The sequence below is a fragment of the Streptomyces sp. NPDC041970 genome (assembly GCF_055588985.1).
In genome coordinates this window covers 1-17,234 of sequence record NZ_JBVJCD010000005.1, presented here as the reverse complement: position 1 = coordinate 17,234, position 17,234 = coordinate 1, and the positions used below count along the sequence as shown (strand labels likewise).

Annotated in this window: 14 protein-coding genes; 4 read left to right on the top strand and 10 right to left on the bottom strand. The window is 74.5% G+C overall.

Translation table 11 applies throughout. The features are described from left to right. Window positions 1–76: 76 nt before the first annotated feature. The gene (locus tag ACZ6EJ_RS04470) at window positions 77–1,180 is read right to left on the bottom strand and encodes a carbohydrate kinase family protein (protein WP_469264540.1); all 1,104 of its coding nucleotides are present in this window, start codon (window positions 1,178–1,180) and stop codon (window positions 77–79) included. Window positions 1,181–1,590: 410 nt separating this feature from the next. Here ACZ6EJ_RS04470 and ACZ6EJ_RS04465 point away from each other — a divergent pair, with 410 nt between their 5' ends. Next, window positions 1,591–2,949: an MFS transporter gene (locus ACZ6EJ_RS04465; protein ID WP_469264539.1), complete on the top strand. Its 1,359-nt coding sequence runs from the start codon at window positions 1,591–1,593 to the stop codon at window positions 2,947–2,949. On the opposite strand, the gene ACZ6EJ_RS04460 is transcribed toward ACZ6EJ_RS04465, so the two are convergent. From ACZ6EJ_RS04460 to hrcA, 7 genes are all read right to left on the bottom strand, one after another. Then, complete coding sequence (locus ACZ6EJ_RS04460; protein ID WP_469264538.1) at window positions 2,913–3,905, bottom strand: adenosine deaminase; 993 nt, start codon at window positions 3,903–3,905, stop codon at window positions 2,913–2,915. The two genes, ACZ6EJ_RS04465 and ACZ6EJ_RS04460, sit on opposite strands and share 37 nt — an antisense overlap. Window positions 3,906–3,947: 42 nt before the next feature. Next, window positions 3,948–4,856 carry a ribonuclease Z gene (locus ACZ6EJ_RS04455; RefSeq protein ID WP_469264537.1) on the bottom strand — a complete coding sequence of 303 codons (909 nt, stop codon included), beginning with the start codon at window positions 4,854–4,856 and terminating at the stop codon, window positions 3,948–3,950. 17 nt (window positions 4,857–4,873) lie between these two features. Further along, a complete protein-coding gene (locus ACZ6EJ_RS04450) occupies window positions 4,874–5,233 on the bottom strand; it encodes a histidine triad nucleotide-binding protein (protein WP_469264536.1) in 360 nt (119 codons plus the stop codon). A 199-nt stretch (window positions 5,234–5,432) separates the two neighbouring features. Then, a complete protein-coding gene (locus tag ACZ6EJ_RS04445; protein ID WP_469264535.1) occupies window positions 5,433–6,176 on the bottom strand; it encodes a 16S rRNA (uracil(1498)-N(3))-methyltransferase in 744 nt (247 codons plus the stop codon). Next, entirely contained in the window at window positions 6,173–7,246 is a 1,074-nt protein-coding gene (locus ACZ6EJ_RS04440) for a nitronate monooxygenase (RefSeq protein ID WP_469264534.1), read from the bottom strand. The genes ACZ6EJ_RS04445 and ACZ6EJ_RS04440 overlap by 4 nt, the downstream gene beginning before the upstream one ends. A gap of 132 nt (window positions 7,247–7,378) precedes the next feature. Then, window positions 7,379–8,518 (bottom strand): molecular chaperone DnaJ, encoded by a 1,140-nt coding sequence (gene dnaJ, locus ACZ6EJ_RS04435; protein WP_469264532.1) that lies wholly within the window; start codon window positions 8,516–8,518, stop codon window positions 7,379–7,381. After that, the gene (gene hrcA / locus ACZ6EJ_RS04430) at window positions 8,519–9,535 is read right to left on the bottom strand and encodes a heat-inducible transcriptional repressor HrcA (RefSeq protein ID WP_469264530.1); all 1,017 of its coding nucleotides are present in this window, start codon (window positions 9,533–9,535) and stop codon (window positions 8,519–8,521) included. A gap of 165 nt (window positions 9,536–9,700) precedes the next feature. Here hrcA and ACZ6EJ_RS04425 point away from each other — a divergent pair, with 165 nt between their 5' ends. The 3 genes from ACZ6EJ_RS04425 (at window position 9,701) to ACZ6EJ_RS04415 (ending at window position 14,640) form a co-directional block, all read left to right on the top strand. Then, the gene (locus ACZ6EJ_RS04425; protein ID WP_469264529.1) at window positions 9,701–10,429 is read left to right on the top strand and encodes an MBL fold metallo-hydrolase; all 729 of its coding nucleotides are present in this window, start codon (window positions 9,701–9,703) and stop codon (window positions 10,427–10,429) included. Between the two features lie 409 nt (window positions 10,430–10,838). After that, window positions 10,839–11,657: a DUF3097 domain-containing protein gene (locus ACZ6EJ_RS04420; RefSeq protein WP_469264528.1), complete on the top strand. Its 819-nt coding sequence runs from the start codon at window positions 10,839–10,841 to the stop codon at window positions 11,655–11,657. Window positions 11,658–11,769: 112 nt separating this feature from the next. Then, window positions 11,770–14,640 (top strand): type 1 periplasmic-binding domain-containing protein, encoded by a 2,871-nt coding sequence (locus tag ACZ6EJ_RS04415; protein ID WP_469264526.1) that lies wholly within the window; start codon window positions 11,770–11,772, stop codon window positions 14,638–14,640. Between the two features lie 45 nt (window positions 14,641–14,685). Here the strand turns inward: ACZ6EJ_RS04415 and ACZ6EJ_RS04410 are convergent, their stop codons facing one another. Both ACZ6EJ_RS04410 and hemW read right to left on the bottom strand, forming a co-directional pair. Further along, window positions 14,686–15,330 (bottom strand): LysE family translocator, encoded by a 645-nt coding sequence (locus tag ACZ6EJ_RS04410; protein WP_469264524.1) that lies wholly within the window; start codon window positions 15,328–15,330, stop codon window positions 14,686–14,688. A gap of 366 nt (window positions 15,331–15,696) precedes the next feature. Further along, window positions 15,697–16,929, bottom strand: a complete 1,233-nt coding sequence (hemW, locus tag ACZ6EJ_RS04405; protein ID WP_469264522.1) for a radical SAM family heme chaperone HemW — start codon at window positions 16,927–16,929, stop codon at window positions 15,697–15,699. Window positions 16,930–17,234 lie beyond the last annotated feature (305 nt).

The window sequence follows — 17,234 nt, the reverse complement described above, 5'->3', positions numbered from 1 at the left end:
GACCACCAAGCGTACGACCTGCCGCTGACAACCCCGAGGGCTTTTACCGACCGCCCCGCCCCGGCCCCGCGCCCGCTCACTGGCGGAAGCCGATCGTGGGGACCGCCCGCCGCAGCGGCCAGGCGCGCGCCGCGGTGGGCAGCAGCTCGTCCAGGAAGGCGTAGCGCTCCAGTGCGGCCGGGTCCTGGTCGGCGCAGGTGCGGACGCGCTGCCACCAGGCGGCGATCTCGGCCCAGCCGGGCGCGGAGAGCGAGCCGCCGAACTCCTGGACCGAGAGGGCGGCGGTGAGTCCGGCGAAGGCGAGCCGGTCGGCGAGCGGCCAGTCCGCGAGGGTCCCGGTGACGAATCCGGCGACGAAGACGTCGCCGGCCCCGGTGGGGTCGAGCGCCTCCACCTCGATGGCGGGCACCTCGGCGTCGACGCCGGTGCGCCCGTCGACGGCGTACGCGCCCTCGGCCCCCAGGGTGACCACGGCGAGCGGCACGCGGTCGGCGAGCGCGCGGGCGGCGGCGCGCGGGCAGTCGGTGCGGGTGTAGCGCATCGCCTCCTCGGCGTTGGGCAGGAAGGCCTCGCAGTGCTCCAGGTCGGGCAGGGCGTCCAGCTCCCAGCGGCCGGTCTCGTCCCAGCCGACGTCGGCGAAGATCCGCGCCCCGTCGCGGGCGGCGGTGGCGACCCAGGGCTCGGCGCGGCCCGGTGTCAGCGAGGCGATCGCGGCGCGGGCGCGCGGCGGGCACCGGGGGAAGTCCTGGCCGGGCACGGCCGCGCCGTCGGGCAGCGGGGCCTCGTGGCCGTGCGAGACCATGGTGCGCTCCCCCTCGTACGCCATGGAGACGGTGACCGGGGAGTGCCAGCCGGGGACGGTGTGGGACATCGACAGGTCGATGCCCTCGCCCTGCTGGAGGGCGTCCCAGCAGTACTCCCCGTAGTGGTCGTCCCCGAAGGCGGCGGCGAGCGAGGTGTGCAGGCCCAGCCGGGCGAGGGCGGTGGCCATGTTGGCGACGCCGCCGGGGCTGGAGCCCATCCCGCGGGCCCAGGACTCGGTGCCGCGCACGGGGGCGCTGTCCAGGCCGGTGAAGACGATGTCGAGGAAGACCGGGCCCGTCAGGAAGACGTCGCAGGCGGGGTCCCGCGGGGCGCGCAGCGCCAGCAGGGGGTCGATGCCCGGAGTGTCTGTGCTCACCGTGCGCTCCCGGTCGTGCGGCGAACCCCGTGGGATTCGGACAGTCTGCGATGCCGCCAGTCTGCCCGATCCGGGTGCACGGACGGGGGTACTCCCCCGTTCGGCGCAGCCCGCTCCGACCTGCGCAAACGGGGGCCGCTACCCGCGCGTTCGACCCATAAACCGATAAGTGGCCCGGATCACAGCGAGGCGGCTTTCTCCTGGCCGGGGGCGCTTGATACAAATTGCCCGCGCGCACCTTCGGGGACGTTGTCCGACGAGAGCCGCACCTTCTCGCATTCCCCTCTTTCTCCGGTTTCCCCCGTGTCTCCCCGTGTCTCCCCGCTGGGTATCGCGGTGCGTTCCCCTGCCTCACCCCCGTCTCCCTCCCCTCCCCCGCCTGCTCAGGCATGTCCTCATCAGGAACGCCCATGTCCTCGCGCCCGCGCGCCGCGTGGCCTCTGGTCGCCGTGTTCACCGCCGGTTACCTCGCCTCCTACCTGCTCCCCACCGTCGTCGGCCGGCTCAGCGCCCATCTGGGCCTGACCCCCGCCCAGGCGGGCCTGGTCGGCAGCGCCCTGCTGCTCAGTTCGGCCGCCGCCGGGTTCGCCCTGGCGGGCCGGGTCGAGCGGTACGGGGCCCGCACCCCGGCGCGCGCCGGGCTGGTGCTCGCCGCCGCCGGGTACGGCTGCGCGGCGCTGGCCGGATCGGTGCCCCTGGTCGTACTGGGCGTGATGGTCGGCGGTCTGGGCTCGGGCACGGCGACGGCGGTCGCCGCGGCGGGCATCGCCGCCCAGCGCGACCCGCACCGGACCTCCTCGCTCGGGCTGCTCGCCGTCTCCGCGACCGCGGGCGCCCTCTACCTGACGATCCCCCACCTCGGCGGCGGGCACCGGCTCCCGTTCGCCGCGATCGCCCTGGTGGCGCTCCTCGTGTGGCCGGCGACCGCCCGGCTCGGCGGTCCGAACGCGCCGGAGGAGTCGGCGGCACGGATCACCGGGCGGCTCCCGCACCGCCGGTCCGGTCTGGTGCTGGCGGGCGGGATGCTCGTGTGGTCCATGGCGCAGAACGCGCTGTGGGGCGTCAGCAGCCGCATCGGCGTGGTCCAGGCGGGGCTCTCGGAGGTCACCGTCGGCGCGGTGTTCGCCGCCGCGCTCGGCGCGGGGCTGCTCGGCGTGACGGGCGCGGGGATGCTCGGCGCGCGGGTCGGCCGGGCGGTGCCGATCGGGCTGGGGACGGTGGTCATCGCGGCGAGCATCTGGCTCAGCTCCTCCGCCCGCGACCTGGCCTCCTTCGCGACCGGCGAGGTGCTGTGGAACGCCGTCTACCCGGTGGTCCTGTCGTATCTGATCGGCCTGGCGGCCTCCCTGGACGTACGGGGGCGCTGGGCGGTCCTGGCGGGGTCGGCCTCGTCCATGGGCGTGGCCTGCGGCCCGCTGCTGGGCAGCGTGCTCTCGGAGCGGGCGGGCTACCCGGCGATGGGGCTGATCCTGGGCGCGGCCACCCTGCTGGTCGCCGCCCCGGTCACCGCCGTGGCGCTGCACACCGGCGGCCGTCCGCTGGTGCCGGGCTCGGTCCGCCGCCGCGGCGGCGCCCCCGCGGCACTGCTCGCCGCGACCACCGGCAGCCTGCCCGGCGCCGTGCCGAAGCTCGGTGCGCCGGAGCAGGCCGTCACGGAGCTGACCGCGCCCGCGCTGCGCCGCGGACGGCTGGTGCGCAGCGCGATCCGGACGGCGGGTCCGGGCGGGGCCGGTCAGTCGAACGCGTACGCCTCGACCTCGGACAGGTAGCGCGCCCGGCGCTCCTCGTCGTGGTCGAGGAAGGCCGCCTCGAAGGAGTTGCGGGCCAGGGTGCGCAACTGCTCCTGGTCCAGGGCGAGCGTGTCGCGGACGGCGTCGAAGGCGTCTCCGACGTACCCGCCGAAGTAGGCGGGGTCGTCGGAGTTCACCGTGCACAGCAGGCCCGCGGCCATCATCCGCGGCAGCGGGTGGTCGGCGAGGGTGTCGACGGCGCGCAGCCGTACGTTGGAGAGCGGGCAGAGCGTGAGCGGCACCCGGTCGGCGACCAGCCGCTCCACCAGCGCCGGGTCCTCCAGGCAGCGCAGCCCGTGGTCGACGCGCTCGACGCCGAGGACGTCGAGGGCCTCGGTGATGTACTCCGGCGGGCCCTCCTCGCCCGCGTGGGCGACCTTGCGCAGGCCGAGGGCGGCGGCCTCCTCGTACACCTCGCGGAACCTGGCGGGCGGGTTGCCGGCCTCGGCGGAGTCCAGGCCGACGGCGCTGATGCGGTGCAGGTACGGCTTGGCGGCCTCCAGGGTGCCGAGGGCCGACTCGGCGGAGAGGTCGCGCAGGAAGCACATGATGAGCTGGGTGGAGACGCCGTGCTTCTCCTCGCTGCGCTCCAGGGCGCGGCCCAGCCCCTCGATGACGGCGCCGATCGGGACGCCGCGGGCGGTGTGGGCCTGGGGGTCGAAGAAGATCTCGGCGTGCCGCACGCCCTGCGCGGCGGCGCGGGCGAGGTAGGCGTCGGCGAGTTCGGTGAAGTCGTCCTCGGTGCGCAGCACCGCCATCAGCGCGTAGTAGAGGTCCAGGAAGGACTGGAGGTCCTCGAAGCGGTAGGCGGCGCGCAGTTCGTCGGTGGTGGCGTACGGGAGGGCCACCCCGTTGCGCTCGGCGAGGGCGAAGGCCAGTTCGGGTTCGAGGGAGCCTTCGATGTGGAGGTGGAGTTCTGCCTTGGGGAGGTGCACGGTGTCTCGCAAACGGTGGTGCCGGTGGGGGGGTGGGGCAGGTCAGTGGTGGCGGCTGGGGACCGGGATGCGCGCCAGGTCCTGGGCGACGGTCAGTTCGCCGTCGAACCCGGCGGCGCGGGCCTGGGCCTCGAACAGCTCCGGGTCGCCGTAGCGCTGGGAGAAGTGGGTGAGGACGAGGTGGCGCACGCCCGCGTCGCGCGCCGCGCGGGCGGCCTGCCCGGCGGTCAGGTGGCCGTGGTCGGCCGCCAGCGCGGCGTCCTCGTCGAGGAAGGTCGACTCGATGACGAGGAGGTCGCAGCCCTCGGCGAGCGCGTGGACCCCGTCGCAGAGCCGGGTGTCCATGATGAACGCGAACCGCTGGCCGCGCCGGTGCTCGGACACCTGCTCCAGGGTGACGCCGTTGAGGACGCCCTCGCGCTGGAGGCGGCCCACGTCCGGTCCGGCGATGCCGTGCTCGGCGAGGCGGGCGGGGAGCATACGCCGGGTGTCGGGCTCGGTGAGGCGGTAGCCGTAGGACTCGACGGGGTGCGAGAGCCGGTGGGCGTCCAGGGTGTACGCGCCGGTGGCGGCGAGGACCCCGTCGGCGGCGACGGGGGCCTCGGTCAGCTCGACGGTCTCGCGGTAGGCGGTGGCGTACCGCAGCCGGTCGAAGAAGTGCTGCCCGCTCGCCGGGTAGTGGGCGGTGACCGGGTGCGGCACCTGGTCGAGGTTGATCCGCTGGATCACCCCGGCCAGCCCCAGGGAGTGGTCGCCGTGGAAGTGGGTGACGCAGATCCGGTGGACGTCGTGCGCGGCGACCCCGGCGCGGAGCATCTGGCGCTGGGTGCCCTCGCCGGGGTCGAAGAGGATGCCCTCGCCGTCCCAGCGCAGCAGGTACCCGTTGTGGTTGCGGTGCCGGGTGGGCACCTGGCTGGCGGTGCCGAGCACCACCAGCTCGCGTACGGACATGGGGGGTGCGCTCCTGGTTATCCGGGGGGCCACTGGAGGCCGCGGCCGGCCAGGACGTGGGCGTGCGCGTGGAAGACGGTCTGGCCCGCGCCCGCGCCGGTGTTGAGGACGATCCGGTAGCCGGTGGCGTCGGCCTTCTCCTGGGCGGCGACCTCTCCGGCCTCGCGGAGCACGTCGGCGGCGACCTGCGGTTCGGCGGCGGCCAGGGAGGCGGCGTCGGGGTAGTGGGCCTTCGGGATGACCAGGACGTGGGTCGGGGCCTGCGGGTTGATGTCGCGGAAGGCGACGGTGGTCGCGGTCTCGCGGACGATGGTCGCCGGGATGTCCCCCGAGACGATCTTGCAGAACAGGCAGTCGGACTGCGGTTCTCCCGCCATGGCCGGGTCTCCTCGTCGCTGGTGATCAGTACACGGGCATGGTATCTCCGGGCCGCCGGGGGGTGCGGGGCGCGGTGCGCCCGCCCCGGTCGCCCCGCGGCTCAGCCCCAGCGGCCGGTGCGCCCCAGCAGGAGGGCGGTGGCGGCCGTCCCGGCGGTATCGGGTGCGGGGCGCGGTGCGTTGCTTCGGTGGTCGCGGCTCAGCCCCAGCGGCCGGTGCGCCCCAGCAGGAGGGCGGTGGCGGCCGTCCCGGCGGTGGAGGTGCGCAGCACGCTGCGGCCCAGCCGGTAGGGGCGGGCCCCCGCCTCGGCGAAGACGGCCAACTCCTGGGGGGAGACCCCGCCCTCGGGGCCGACCACGAGCACGATCGCGCCCTCGGCGGGGAGTGCGGCGGTGGCGAGGGGGGTGCTGTCGCAGTCCCGGTCCTCGTGCAGGACCCCGGCGAAGTCCGCCCCGGCCAGCAGCGCCGCGACCTGCTTGGTCGAGGCCGCTTCCGCCACCTCGGGGAAGCGCACCCGGCGGGACTGCTTGCCCGCCTCCCGCGCGGTGCCGCGCCACTTCGCCAGGGACTTGGCGCCCCGGTCGCCCTTCCACTGGGTGATGCAGCGGGCCGCCTGCCACGGCACGATCGCGTCGACGCCGGTCTCGGTCATCGTCTCCACGGCCAGCTCGCCCCGGTCCCCCTTGGGGAGCGCCTGGACGACGGTGATCCGGGGCACGGGCTCGGGCTCCTCCTGGACCCCGCCGACCGTGACCAGCAGGCGGTCGCGGCCCTCGGTGGCGCGCACGACGCCCTCGGCCCAGCGGCCGAGGCCGTCGGTGAGGACGACGTCCTCGCCGGGCTCCAGTCGGCGGACCGACACGGCGTGCCGTCCTTCGGGGCCGTCCAGGACGAACTCCGGCCCGCCGGGCATCCGTTCGACGACGAAGACCGGTGCGGTCACCGGGGGCTCCTCACGCTCAGGGCCGTCCGGGCGGCCTCCAGTTCGGCGGCGAGCAGCTCGACCAGCTCGCCCGCCGGCAGTTCGCGGGCCATCCGGTGGCCCTGTCCGGCCCACAGCGCCATGCCCTGGGCGTCCCCCGCCTCCGCGGCGGCCCGGCGCAGGCCGCTGGTCAGGTAGTGGACCTGGGGGTAGGCGGCGGGGGCGTACGGGCCGTGTTCGCGGATGAAGCGGTTGACCAGGCCGCGGGCGGGCCGCCCGGAGAAGGCACGGGTCAGCTCGGTGCGGACGAACAGGGGGTTGGTGAGGGCCTGCTTGTGCAGCGGGTGCGCCCCGGACTCGGGGCAGGGCAGGAAGGCGGTGCCGAGCTGGGCGGCGTCCGCGCCGGCGGCGAGGACGGCGGCGATCTGGGCGCCGCGCATCAGGCCGCCCGCGGCGACGACCGGTATCTGCACGGTCGCGCGGACCTGGGTGACGAGGGAGAGCAGTCCGGTGCCGGTGTGGTCGGCCTGCGGGTCGTCGCGGTGGGTGGACTGGTGGCCGCCCGCCTCGACGCCCTGGACGCAGACGGCGTCGGCGCCGGCCCACTGGGCGGCCTGGGCCTCCTCGGCCGAGGTGACCGTCACGAGGGTCTGCGTACCGACGCGGGCGAAGGCGTCGAGGGTGTCGCGGGTGGGGCAGCCGAAGGTGAAGGAGACCAGCGGGACCGGGTCCTCCAGCAGGATGGCGACCTTCGCCTCGTAGCCGTCGTCGCCGCTGGTGTCGGGGTCGCCGAGCGGGGTCTCGTACCAGGCGGCCTCGCCGGCGAGCTGGTGGCGGTAGACCTCGACGGCGCACGGGTCGGCCAGGGCGGGCTGCGGCATGAAGAGGTTCACGCCGAACGGCCCGCCGGTGAGCCGGCGCACCTCTTTGACCTCGTGGTACATCCCGTCCGCGGTCTTGTATCCGGCGGCCAGGAAGCCGAGGCCCCCGGCCTCGGCGACGGCGGCGGCGAGCGGGGGTCCGGACGCGCCGCCCGCCATCGGGGCCTGCACGATCGGATACCGGCAGAGATCGGTCACGTCGGAGGGCATGACCGCATCGTGCCATGTCCGGTGCACGGGGCCGAATCAGCCGACGGCGGCCCGGCCGGATCTCCCGGCGTACGCCCGCACCGCCCGGCGGCAGGGGGCCGACGGGCGGTGCGGGGACGGGCGGACGGCGGGTCAGCGACCGTTGAAGGCGTCCTTCAGCCGGGAGAAGAGCCCCTGCTGACCGGGCTGGAACTGGCCGGTGGGCCGCTCCTCCCCGCGCAGCACGGCCAGCTCCCGCAGCAGCCGCTCCTGCTCCGCGTCGAGCTTGGACGGGGTGATCACCTCGACGTGCACGATCAGGTCGCCCCGGCCGCCGCCGCGCAGATGCGTGATCCCGCGGCCGTGCAGCGGGACGGACTGGCCGGACTGGGTGCCGGGCCGGATGTCGATCTCCTCCACGCCGTCCAGCGTCTCCAGCGGGCACTTGGTGCCCAGGGCCGCCGCCGTCATCGGGATGGTGACCGTGCAGTGCAGGTCGTCGCCGCGCCGCTGGAAGACGGCGTGCGCCACCTCGTGGATCTCCACGTACAGATCGCCGGCCGGGCCGCCGCCGGGGCCGACCTCGCCCTCGCCCGCGAGCTGGATGCGGGTGCCGTTGTCGACGCCCGCCGGGATCTTGACGGTGAGGGTGCGCCGCGAGCGGGTGCGGCCGTCGCCGGCACACTCCGGGCAGGGGGTCGGCACGACCGTGCCGAAGCCCTGGCACTGCGGGCAGGGCCGCGAGGTCATGACCTGGCCCAGGAAGGACCGGGTGACCTGGGAGACCTCGCCCCGGCCGCGGCACATGTCGCAGGTCTGGGCGGAGGTGCCGGGGGCCGCGCCCTCGCCGCTGCACGTGGTGCAGACGACCGCCGTGTCGACCTGGATGTCCTTGGTGGTGCCGAAGGCCGCCTCGGTGAGGTCGATCTCCAGCCGGATCATGGCGTCCTGGCCGCGCCGGGTGCGGGAGCGGGGGCCGCGCTGGGAGGCCGTTCCGAAGAACGCGTCCATGATGTCGGAGAAGTTGCCGAAGCCGCCGGCCCCGAAACCGCCCGCGCCGCCCGCGCCGCCGTTGGCGGACAGCGGGTCGCCGCCGAGGTCGTAGACCTGCTTCTTCTGCGGGTCCGAGAGCACCTCGTAGGCGGCGTTGATCTCCTTGAACCGCTCCTGCGTCTTCGGGTCCGGGTTGACATCCGGGTGCAGCTCGCGCGCGAGCCGGCGGAATGCCTTCTTGATCTCGTCCTGAGATGCGTCGCGGCGCACGCCGAGTACGGCGTAGTAGTCCGTGGCCACTTACGACTCCGCCAGGATCTGTCCGACGTAACGTGCCACTGCGCGTACCGCTCCCATCGTTCCGGGGTAGTCCATGCGGGTCGGTCCGACCACGCCGAGTTTGGCGACTGCCTCGTCGCCCGAACCGTAGCCGACCGCGACGACGGACGTGGAGGTGAGGCCCTCGTGGGCGTTCTCGTGCCCGATCCGTACGGTCATGCCGGGGTCCGTGGCCTCACCGAGCAGCTTCAGCAGGACGACCTGCTCCTCCAGTGCTTCCAGCACCGGCCGGATCATCACCGGGAAGTCGTGTCCGAAGCGGGTGAGGTTGGAGGTGCCGCCGATCATCAGCCGCTCCTCCGTCTCCTCGACCAGGGTTTCGAGGAGGGTGGACAGGACCGTGGAGACGGTCCCCCTGTCCTCGCTGTCGAAGGATTCCGGCAGCTCCCGCACCAGCCGGGGGACATCCGCGAAGCGGCGTCCGACGACCCGGCTGTTGAGCCGGGCCCGCAGATCCGCGAGCGATGCCTCGCCGAACGGCGCGGGGCAGTCGATCATACGCTGCTCGACGCGGCCGGTGTCCGTGATGAGGACGAGCATCAGCCGGGCGGGGGCCAGCGACAGCAGCTCCACGTGCCGCACCGTCGAACGGGTCAGCGAGGGGTACTGCACGACGGCCACCTGACGGGTGAGCTGCGCGAGCAGCCGCACCGTCCGGCCGACGACGTCGTCGAGGTCGACCGCGCCGTCCAGGAAGTTCTGGATCGCCCGGCGCTCGGGCGAGGAAAGCGGCTTGACGCCCGCGAGCTTGTCGACGAAGAGGCGGTACCCCTTGTCGGTCGGGATGCGCCCCGCGCTCGTGTGCGGCTGGGCGATGAAGCCCTCGTCCTCCAGGACCGCCATGTCGTTGCGGACGGTGGCGGGCGAGACCCCGAGCCGGTGCCGCTCGGTGAGCGCCTTGGAGCCGACGGGCTCCTCGGTGCCGACGTAGTCCTGGACGATGGCGCGCAGCACTTCCAGTCTGCGTTCGCTGAGCATGGGCGCACACCTCCAAGCTGGGGTTCTCCGGCATCTGACTGGCACTCGGTGCGTTCGAGTGCCAGCAATCCCACCGGCCAGTGTACGGGGGTGGGGTGGGGCCGGGGCAAGGGCGACCGGCCAGGCCCCCGCCGGACCGGGCGGCCGGACCCTTACCGTCGTCGTATGGACGTCGCTTGGGAAGACCTCGGCTGGGAGCGGTTGGGCGACGGCGTCGGCCGCCGGCGCCTGCCGGGCTGGGACGCCACGGCCGCGCTGGTCGCCGGGGAAGGGGGTGCGCTGCTCTGCGACACGGGCTCCTCCCTCCGCGAGGGCGTCGAGCTGCGGCGGCAGGCCGAGGGGCTGCTGGGCCGGAGAGTGACGCATATCGCACTGACCCACCCCCACTTCGACCACGTGCTGGGCACCGCGGCCTTCTCCGGGGCCCGCGTGTACGGGGCGGCGGGCCTCGCCGCGCTGCTGCGGCACGGGGCGGAGGAGTTGTACGCCTCGGCGGTGCACCACGGGGCGCCCCCGGACGAGGCGGCCCGGTCGGTGGGGACGCTGGTGGCGCCGCGCCACGAGGTGGCGGGCGAGCGGTGGGTCGACCTGGGGGGCCGCCGGGTGCTGCTGGCCGGGATGGGCGCCGCGCACAGCGGCCACGACCTCGCGGTGCTGGTGCCGGGTGCGGGCCCGCAGCCGCCCGTGGTGCTCTGCGGCGACCTGGTCGAGGAGTCCGGCGAGCCGCAGGCGGGCCCGGACGCGGTCGCCTCGCGCTGGCCGGCCGCGCTGGACCGGCTGCTGGCGCTGGGCGGCGAGGACGCGGTGTACGTACCGGGGCACGGGGCGGTGGTGGACGCGGCGTTCGTCCGGGCGCAGCGCGCGGCGCTGGCGGAGCGGTTCGCGGCGGGGTGAGGGGGGTGGGGACGCGGGGGGGGGCGATCCCGGTGAGAGCGGGTGCGGGGGCCCGGTGGGGCTGACGTGGGGGCTCGGTGGGGCGTGCGGCTCGGTGGGGCTTGGGGCGCGGTGGGGCTTGGGGCGCGGTGGGGGGCGCGCGGGCGTAGGGGCCCGGCGGGGGCCCAGCGGGGACGCGCGGGCTCGGTGGGGCCGGCGCGGGAGTCAGGGCGCGGGCTCGGTCGGGCCGGCATGGGGGCCCGGTGGGGCGTGGGGCGCGGTCTCGGTGGGACGCGCACGGGCGTAGGGACCCGGCGGGGACCCGGCGGGGGCACGCGGGCTCGGTGGGTGCGGGCCCGGCGCACGCCGCCCCGCGTGTCGCGCGCGGGGCGCTAACCGCCGTGTCCGGGCCGCGAATTATCGTCGTGCCATGCGCAGCTACCAGCCGGACCTGACCCCGCCGTGGAAGAGGTCCGCCCCCGTGCCCGAGGTGCCCGCCGAACCCGATCTGGTCGTGGAGGAGGTCTCCACCGGCTTCTGCGGTGCGGTGATCCGCTGCGAGAAGACCGCCCAGGGGCCGACGGTCACCCTGGAGGACCGCTTCGGCAAGCACCGGGTGTTCCCGATGGAGCCGCGCGGCTTCCTGCTGGAGGGCAAGGTGGTCACGCTGGTGCGCCCGTCGTCCGGCGGGCCGGTGCGGCCCGCCCGTACGGCCTCCGGTTCGGTGGCGGTGCCCGGCGCGCGGGCGCGGGTGGCGCGGGCCGGGCGGATCTACGTGGAGGGCCGGCACGACGCGGAGCTGGTCGAGCGGGTGTGGGGCGACGACCTGCGCATCGAGGGCGTGGTCGTGGAGTACCTGGAGGGGGTGGACGACCTCCCGGCGATCGTCGCGGAGTTCGCGCCGGGCCCGGACGCCCGGCTCGGGGTGCTCGTGGACCATCTGGTGCCCGGCTCCAAGGAGTCCCGGATCGCGGCCCGGGTGACCGGCGACCACGTGCTGGTGGTGGGGCACCCGTACATCGACGTGTGGGAGGCGGTGAAGCCGTCCTCGGTGGGGATCGACGCCTGGCCGACCGTGCCGCGCGGCCAGGACTGGAAGACGGGCGTGTGCCGGGCGCTGGGGTGGCCCGAGAACACCGGCGCGGCCTGGCAGCACATCCTGTCCAAAGTCCGCAGCTACAAGGACCTGGAGCCCCAACTCCTCGGCCGAGTAGAGGAATTGATCGACTTCGTCACCCTTCCGGAGTGATGTTCCCCGGTCCGCGAAGAGGATCATCCATCAGCCCCTAGGAATCCCCGAGCCCCACCTGCACCATCGAAGGTCGAGGACGGCAACGGGCTCACGGGGGAAGGGCGGGCCGATGGCGCGCGAGGTCTGGCGGGACAGTGCGGAGAACGAGGCGGCCTCGGCCGTCTTCCATCTGGTACAGCAGTTGATCGACCGGTACCGGGTGAACCGGCCGGTGATGCCGCTGGTGGTGGTGCAGGCGGCGGACGCGGACGCGGGGCCGGAGATCGACCTCCGGGTCGAGCAGATCGTCCGCCAGGTGCACCGGGCCAACGAGCTGCGTCGGGTGCCGGTGCGGTTGCTGTCCGGGGAGGGCGCCACCCCGTACGACGCGGCGCTCGACATGGTGCGCACGCTCTCCGGGAAGCCGTGGGAGACCCGCGAGACCACGCAGTACAAGCCGTTCGCGTTCCCCCGCTCACGGCTGCTCGGGGCGATCGAGCAGGCGACCGCGAACGTGGTCGAGCAGTCGGACGGAGGGCCGTCGGCGGTCCGCGCGGAGAGGATCCTGGAGCAGTTGGGCCGGCTGCGCTGGCGCGTCGACCGGTCCCGTCCGGGCTCCTTGCCGAACTCGCTGCGCGAGTCGGTGCGGCCGGAGACCTTCGTCGGGGCGCTGTTCATCGCCCTGCTCAGCGTGCTGCTCGGGGAGATCGACTGGCTGCTGACGGCCCTGGTGGCGGCCACCGCCCTGCTCGGGCTCGCGGTGGTGGGCCTGGTGGGGCGGGCCGCCCCACCGCTGCTGTGGCTGCGCCGGGCCAGCCGGTGGTTCGCCACCACCTCCTCGCTGGCCGCCTCCAGCACCGGTTACCCCTCGGACGGCTGGTCGTGGTTCTCGCCGAGCGGTTCGTGGCGCGTGATCCGGGCGCGGGCGGCGGCGGTCGCGGAGCGGGTGGCGGACGCGGCGGCGGGCGACGAGCACGCGCGCCAGTTCCATCTGGAGCTGCGGGTGCAGGCGCTGCTGGAGGACCTGCGGCACAACTACCGGCCGCACGCGCTGGACTGGCGGCGCAGCAAGCGGACGGTCCCGCCGGTGCTGTTCCTGCCTCGGGCCACCCAGGACGACGGCGGCATCCTGCTGATCAACGCGATCAACAACGTGCGGTCGCGGCGCAGCGAGGTCGATCCGCTGCTGCTGCTCGCCTCGCTGCCGGCCGCGCAGATCATGCGGCACACCCCGCCGCTGCCGCACGAACCGCAGGCGGCGGGCGCCGACTCGGACCGGGTCCGCTACGAGCGATGGGTCGAGAACCTGAGCCTGGGCCAGTCGCCGGCGACGGCGGCGACCCTGGCCTGGGTGCTGCGGCTGCCGCTGTCCACCGGGAAACTGAACCACGAGCACGCCCACCCCCAGCTCGTCACCCACCGGGTGCGGCGGACCTGGGCGTGGTGGGTGATGTCGCGGACGAGCATCGCGCTGATCGTCGTGGGCAGTCTGCTGGGGGCGTTCCTGTGGGCCGGGCACTGGCGCCAGACGTACTGCCACGGCCCGCTGACCGACCGCAACACGGACGCGGTCTGGGCCGGGCCGGAGGGCCGCCGCGAGTGCGTCGGCGTGGCGACCGCGCCCGAGGTGCTCTTCGCGCGGGGCAACCACCTGGAGCTGCGCGGGGCCGGGAAGGGCGTCACGTTCGAGCGGATCGAGCAGGCGATCCGCGAGGAGAACGCGGGCATCGGACCGGACGACGCGTACGTCACCGTCGTCTACGCCGGTCCACTGGCCTCGGCGGGCAAGGACCGCGAGGCGACCCGCAAGGGCCTGGAGGAGCTGACCGGCGTCTACCTCCGGCAGCGGCAGACGAACAGGACCTCCGCGGAGCCGGTCAAGCTGCGCGTGCTCACCGCCAACGGCGGGGAGGACATGCTCCAGCAGCTCACCGCCGTCCGCAAGATCATCGAGGTGGCCCGGCGGGACCCGACGGTGGTGGGGGTCGTGGGCCTCGGCCGCAACACCGAGGAGAGCGACGACGCGGCGGACCTGCTGAGGGTGGCCGGGCTGCCGCTGGTGCACACGACCAATTCCAGCAGCGACCTGCCGAGGGACCGCAGATTCAAACACGTCTACTTCGGCCTGGCGGCGACGGACGCGGAGCAGACGTACGGGCTCGGGCTGATCGCCGGGCAGATCGCCAAGAGGCTCAAGGACCCGTACGCGATCGTGTTCTCCCGCAAGACGCGTAACGGGGACAAGGACCGCTACACCGTCGAGCAGCGGAACGCGGGCAGGGAGATGCTGGTGGACTCGGGCTTCGAGCTGGGGCCCGACGCGACGTACGAGGTGGCGGGCGGCGCCCAGCTCAGCAGCTCGGTGGCCGAGATCTGCGGCGAGGAGAGAGTCCCGGACGCGCTGTACTTCGCCGGACGCGTCGAGGACGTGCCGCCGCTGATGAACGGGTTGAAGAGCACCGCCGGGTGCGCGAACCGGACGTTCACCGTGTTCGCCGGTGACGATCTGTCGAAGAGCACGTTCGACGACAGCGACTCGATCGCCCAGGACGTCACGCTCTACCACAGCTCGCTCGCGCCGCTGGGGAGGGGCGCGGACCCCGGTTTCTACGCGGACGCGCACCATACGCTGCGGGCGCTGCTCCCCGACGAGGAGGCCGCCCCTGCGCTCGCGGAGAAGGCGTACGAGGACGAGCTGTTCGCCAGCGGGCAGACGGTCATCTCCTACAGTGCGACGGCGGCCCTCTACAAGGCCGCCACGGCAGGTGACACCCCCCGCAGCGCAGCCGAGACGTGGGCGAGACTGCACACGGTGAACATCGCCGAAATGCCCACGGGGAAGATCAAATTCAACGGGGCGAACTCCTCGGCCACCGCCCACGTGCACGGTCTCGACATCGTCAAGGTGGTCCGCCGCGGACCGCGCGCGGTACGGACGGTCGTCTGCGGCAAGCCCGCCGGGGAGACGCGGCCATTGACGGAGGCGGACTGCCGGCCCTGACCGCTGCCCCGCGCCCTCGCCGCAGGGCGGCGCGCGGGGTGGGGGTCAGGTGGGGGTGGGTGTGCGGGAGAGGGCGGTGCGCAGGGCGAAGTAGCCGAGGAGGGTGCCGGATGCGAGTCGTTGGGTGGTCATCACGCGGGGGCGGGCGGCGAGGAAGCCGGACACGTGTGCCGCGCCCAGCATGACCAGTCCGTTCACCGTGACGCCCACGAGGATCTGGACGCCGCCGAGTTGGAGGAGTTGGGCCCAGGCCGGGCCTGCCTGGGGTTCCAGGAACTGGGGCAGGAGGGCGGCGTACAGGAGGGCGATCTTGGGGTTGAGCAGGTTGGTGAGGAGCCCTGTGGAGAACAGGCGGAGGTCGGAGATTGGAGGCAGGTCCGGGGCCGGGGCGAAGGGCGAGCGGCCGCCGGGCCTGAGCATGTCCCAGGCGAGGTAGGCCAGATAGGCGGCCCCCGCGAGCTTCACCGCCGTGAACGCCGGCGGCACCGCGGCGAACAACGCCGACAGGCCCGCGGCCGCCGCCAGGAGATAGCACACGAACCCCGCGGCCGTCCCGCCCAGACTCACCAGCCCCGCCCTGCGACCCTGCGTGATCGCACGGGAAGCGAGATGGATCATGTTCGGACCCGGAGTCAGCGCCATGCCCAGCGCGACCAGGGCCACTCCCCCCACTGCCGTCAGACTGATCACTGATCGCCCCCGATCGTCAGCCGGGCCTCCGCCGTCCTGAATGGCGCGGCGCCCGGTTCCTGCGGGCGGCCGCGGAACGTCGGCCGTCCCCCGCCGCCCGCGACAGAATACGGCCCCGCGCTGCGGCGTCCTCGTGCGTCCTGGCACTCCAGCCGGCCTCCGGGAGACCCCGCCCTCAATCGGCCGACGCCGTCGACGACCGCCGGAGCGGGCCCGGCGCCTCGCGTCCGGATCAGGGCGGAGCAGGGAGCGCGGACCGGTGCGGGCGCGAGGCGGCGGAGGAGTCACCGCAGGGCATGGACCACGGACGACACGCCCCGGACGTACGTGCCGGGGCCCGAGGGCCCGGCACGATCCGGACGCCCCCTAGTCCACGAGGTCGCGGACGACGGCGTCGGCCAGCAGCCGCCCGCGCAGGGTGAGGACCGCGCGGCCCTCCTCGTACGGTCCGGCCTCCAGCAGCCCGTCGGCGCGGGCCCGGCGGGAGGCGGCGAGGCCGTCGGGCTTGAGCAGGGAGAGCGGGCAGCCCTCGCGCAGCCGCAGCTCCAGCAGGATGCGCTCGACCCGGCGGTCCTCCGGGGTGAGGATCTCGCGGCCCGCGCCGGGCGAGCGGCCCTCGGACAGGGCCTGGGCGTACGCGCCGGGGTGCTTCACGTTCCACCAGCGGACCCCGCCGACGTGGCTGTGGGCGCCGGGGCCCGCGCCCCACCAGTCGGCTCCGCGCCAGTACAGCTCGTTGTGCAGGCAGCGGCCGGCCTCGCTGGTGGCCCAGTTGGACACCTCGTACCAGGTGAAGCCCGCCGCGGCGAAGGCCTCGTCCGCGATGAGGTAGCGGTCGGCGTGCGCGTCGTCGTCGGTCATCGGGATCTCGCCCCGGCGGATGCGGCGGGCGAGCTGGGTGCCCTCCTCGACGATCAGGGCGTACGCGGAGACGTGGTCGGGGCCCGCGCCGATGGCGGCGTCCAGGGAGGCCCGCCAGTCGTCGTCGGACTCGCCGGGGGTGCCGTAGATCAGGTCGAGGTTGACGTGGTCGAAGCCCGCCGCCCTGGCCTCGGCGACGCAGGCCTCGGGGCGGCCGGGGGTGTGGGTGCGGTCCAGGATCTTCAGGACGTGCTGCCGGGCGCTCTGCATCCCGAAGGAGACCCGGTTGAAGCCGCCCTCGCGCAGGGCGGAGAGGTAGGCCGGGTCGACGGACTCCGGATTGGCCTCGGTGGTGATCTCCGCGTCCTCCGCGAGCCCGAACTCCTCCCTGATCGCCGCCAGCATCCGCACGAGGTCGGCGGCGGGGAGCAGGGTGGGGGTGCCGCCGCCGACGAAGACCGTGCGCACCGGGCGCGGGTCGTCGCCGAGGACCTTGCGGGCCTGGCGGACCTCTTCGACGAGGTGGGCGGCGTAGTTGTCGCGGGAGGCGAGGGCGCCGCCGGAGCCGCGCAGCTCGGTGGCGGTGTAGGTGTTGAAGTCGCAGTAGCCGCAGCGGGTGGCGCAGTACGGGACGTGCAGGTAGAACCCGAGCGGGCGGTCGGCGGCGCCTTCCAGGGCGTGGCGGGGCAGCGCCCCGTCGTCGGGCACGGGCTCACCATCGGGCAGTACGGAAGGCATACCGTCCATTGTCGCTCGCCGCCGGAGCGACCAGGACCGGCCGGGACGCGGAGGCGGTGGGCGGGACGCGGGGGCCTGTGGGCCGGGGGGCCGGACGCGGTGCGCGGGCGGGGCGGCGGGAGGGGCGCGGGGGCCGGTGCGCGGGGGCGGACGCGGTGTGGCCTGTGGGCCGGGAGGGGGCGGACGCGGACGCGGTGCAGCCTGTGGGCCGGGGGGTGTCTCTATGTCCTTCGTCAAGGACGTGGTGCCTGGTATGGGGCTGTTTGGGGTGGTCATGCGGTGAGGGTGACGGTGGGGGTTCTGGA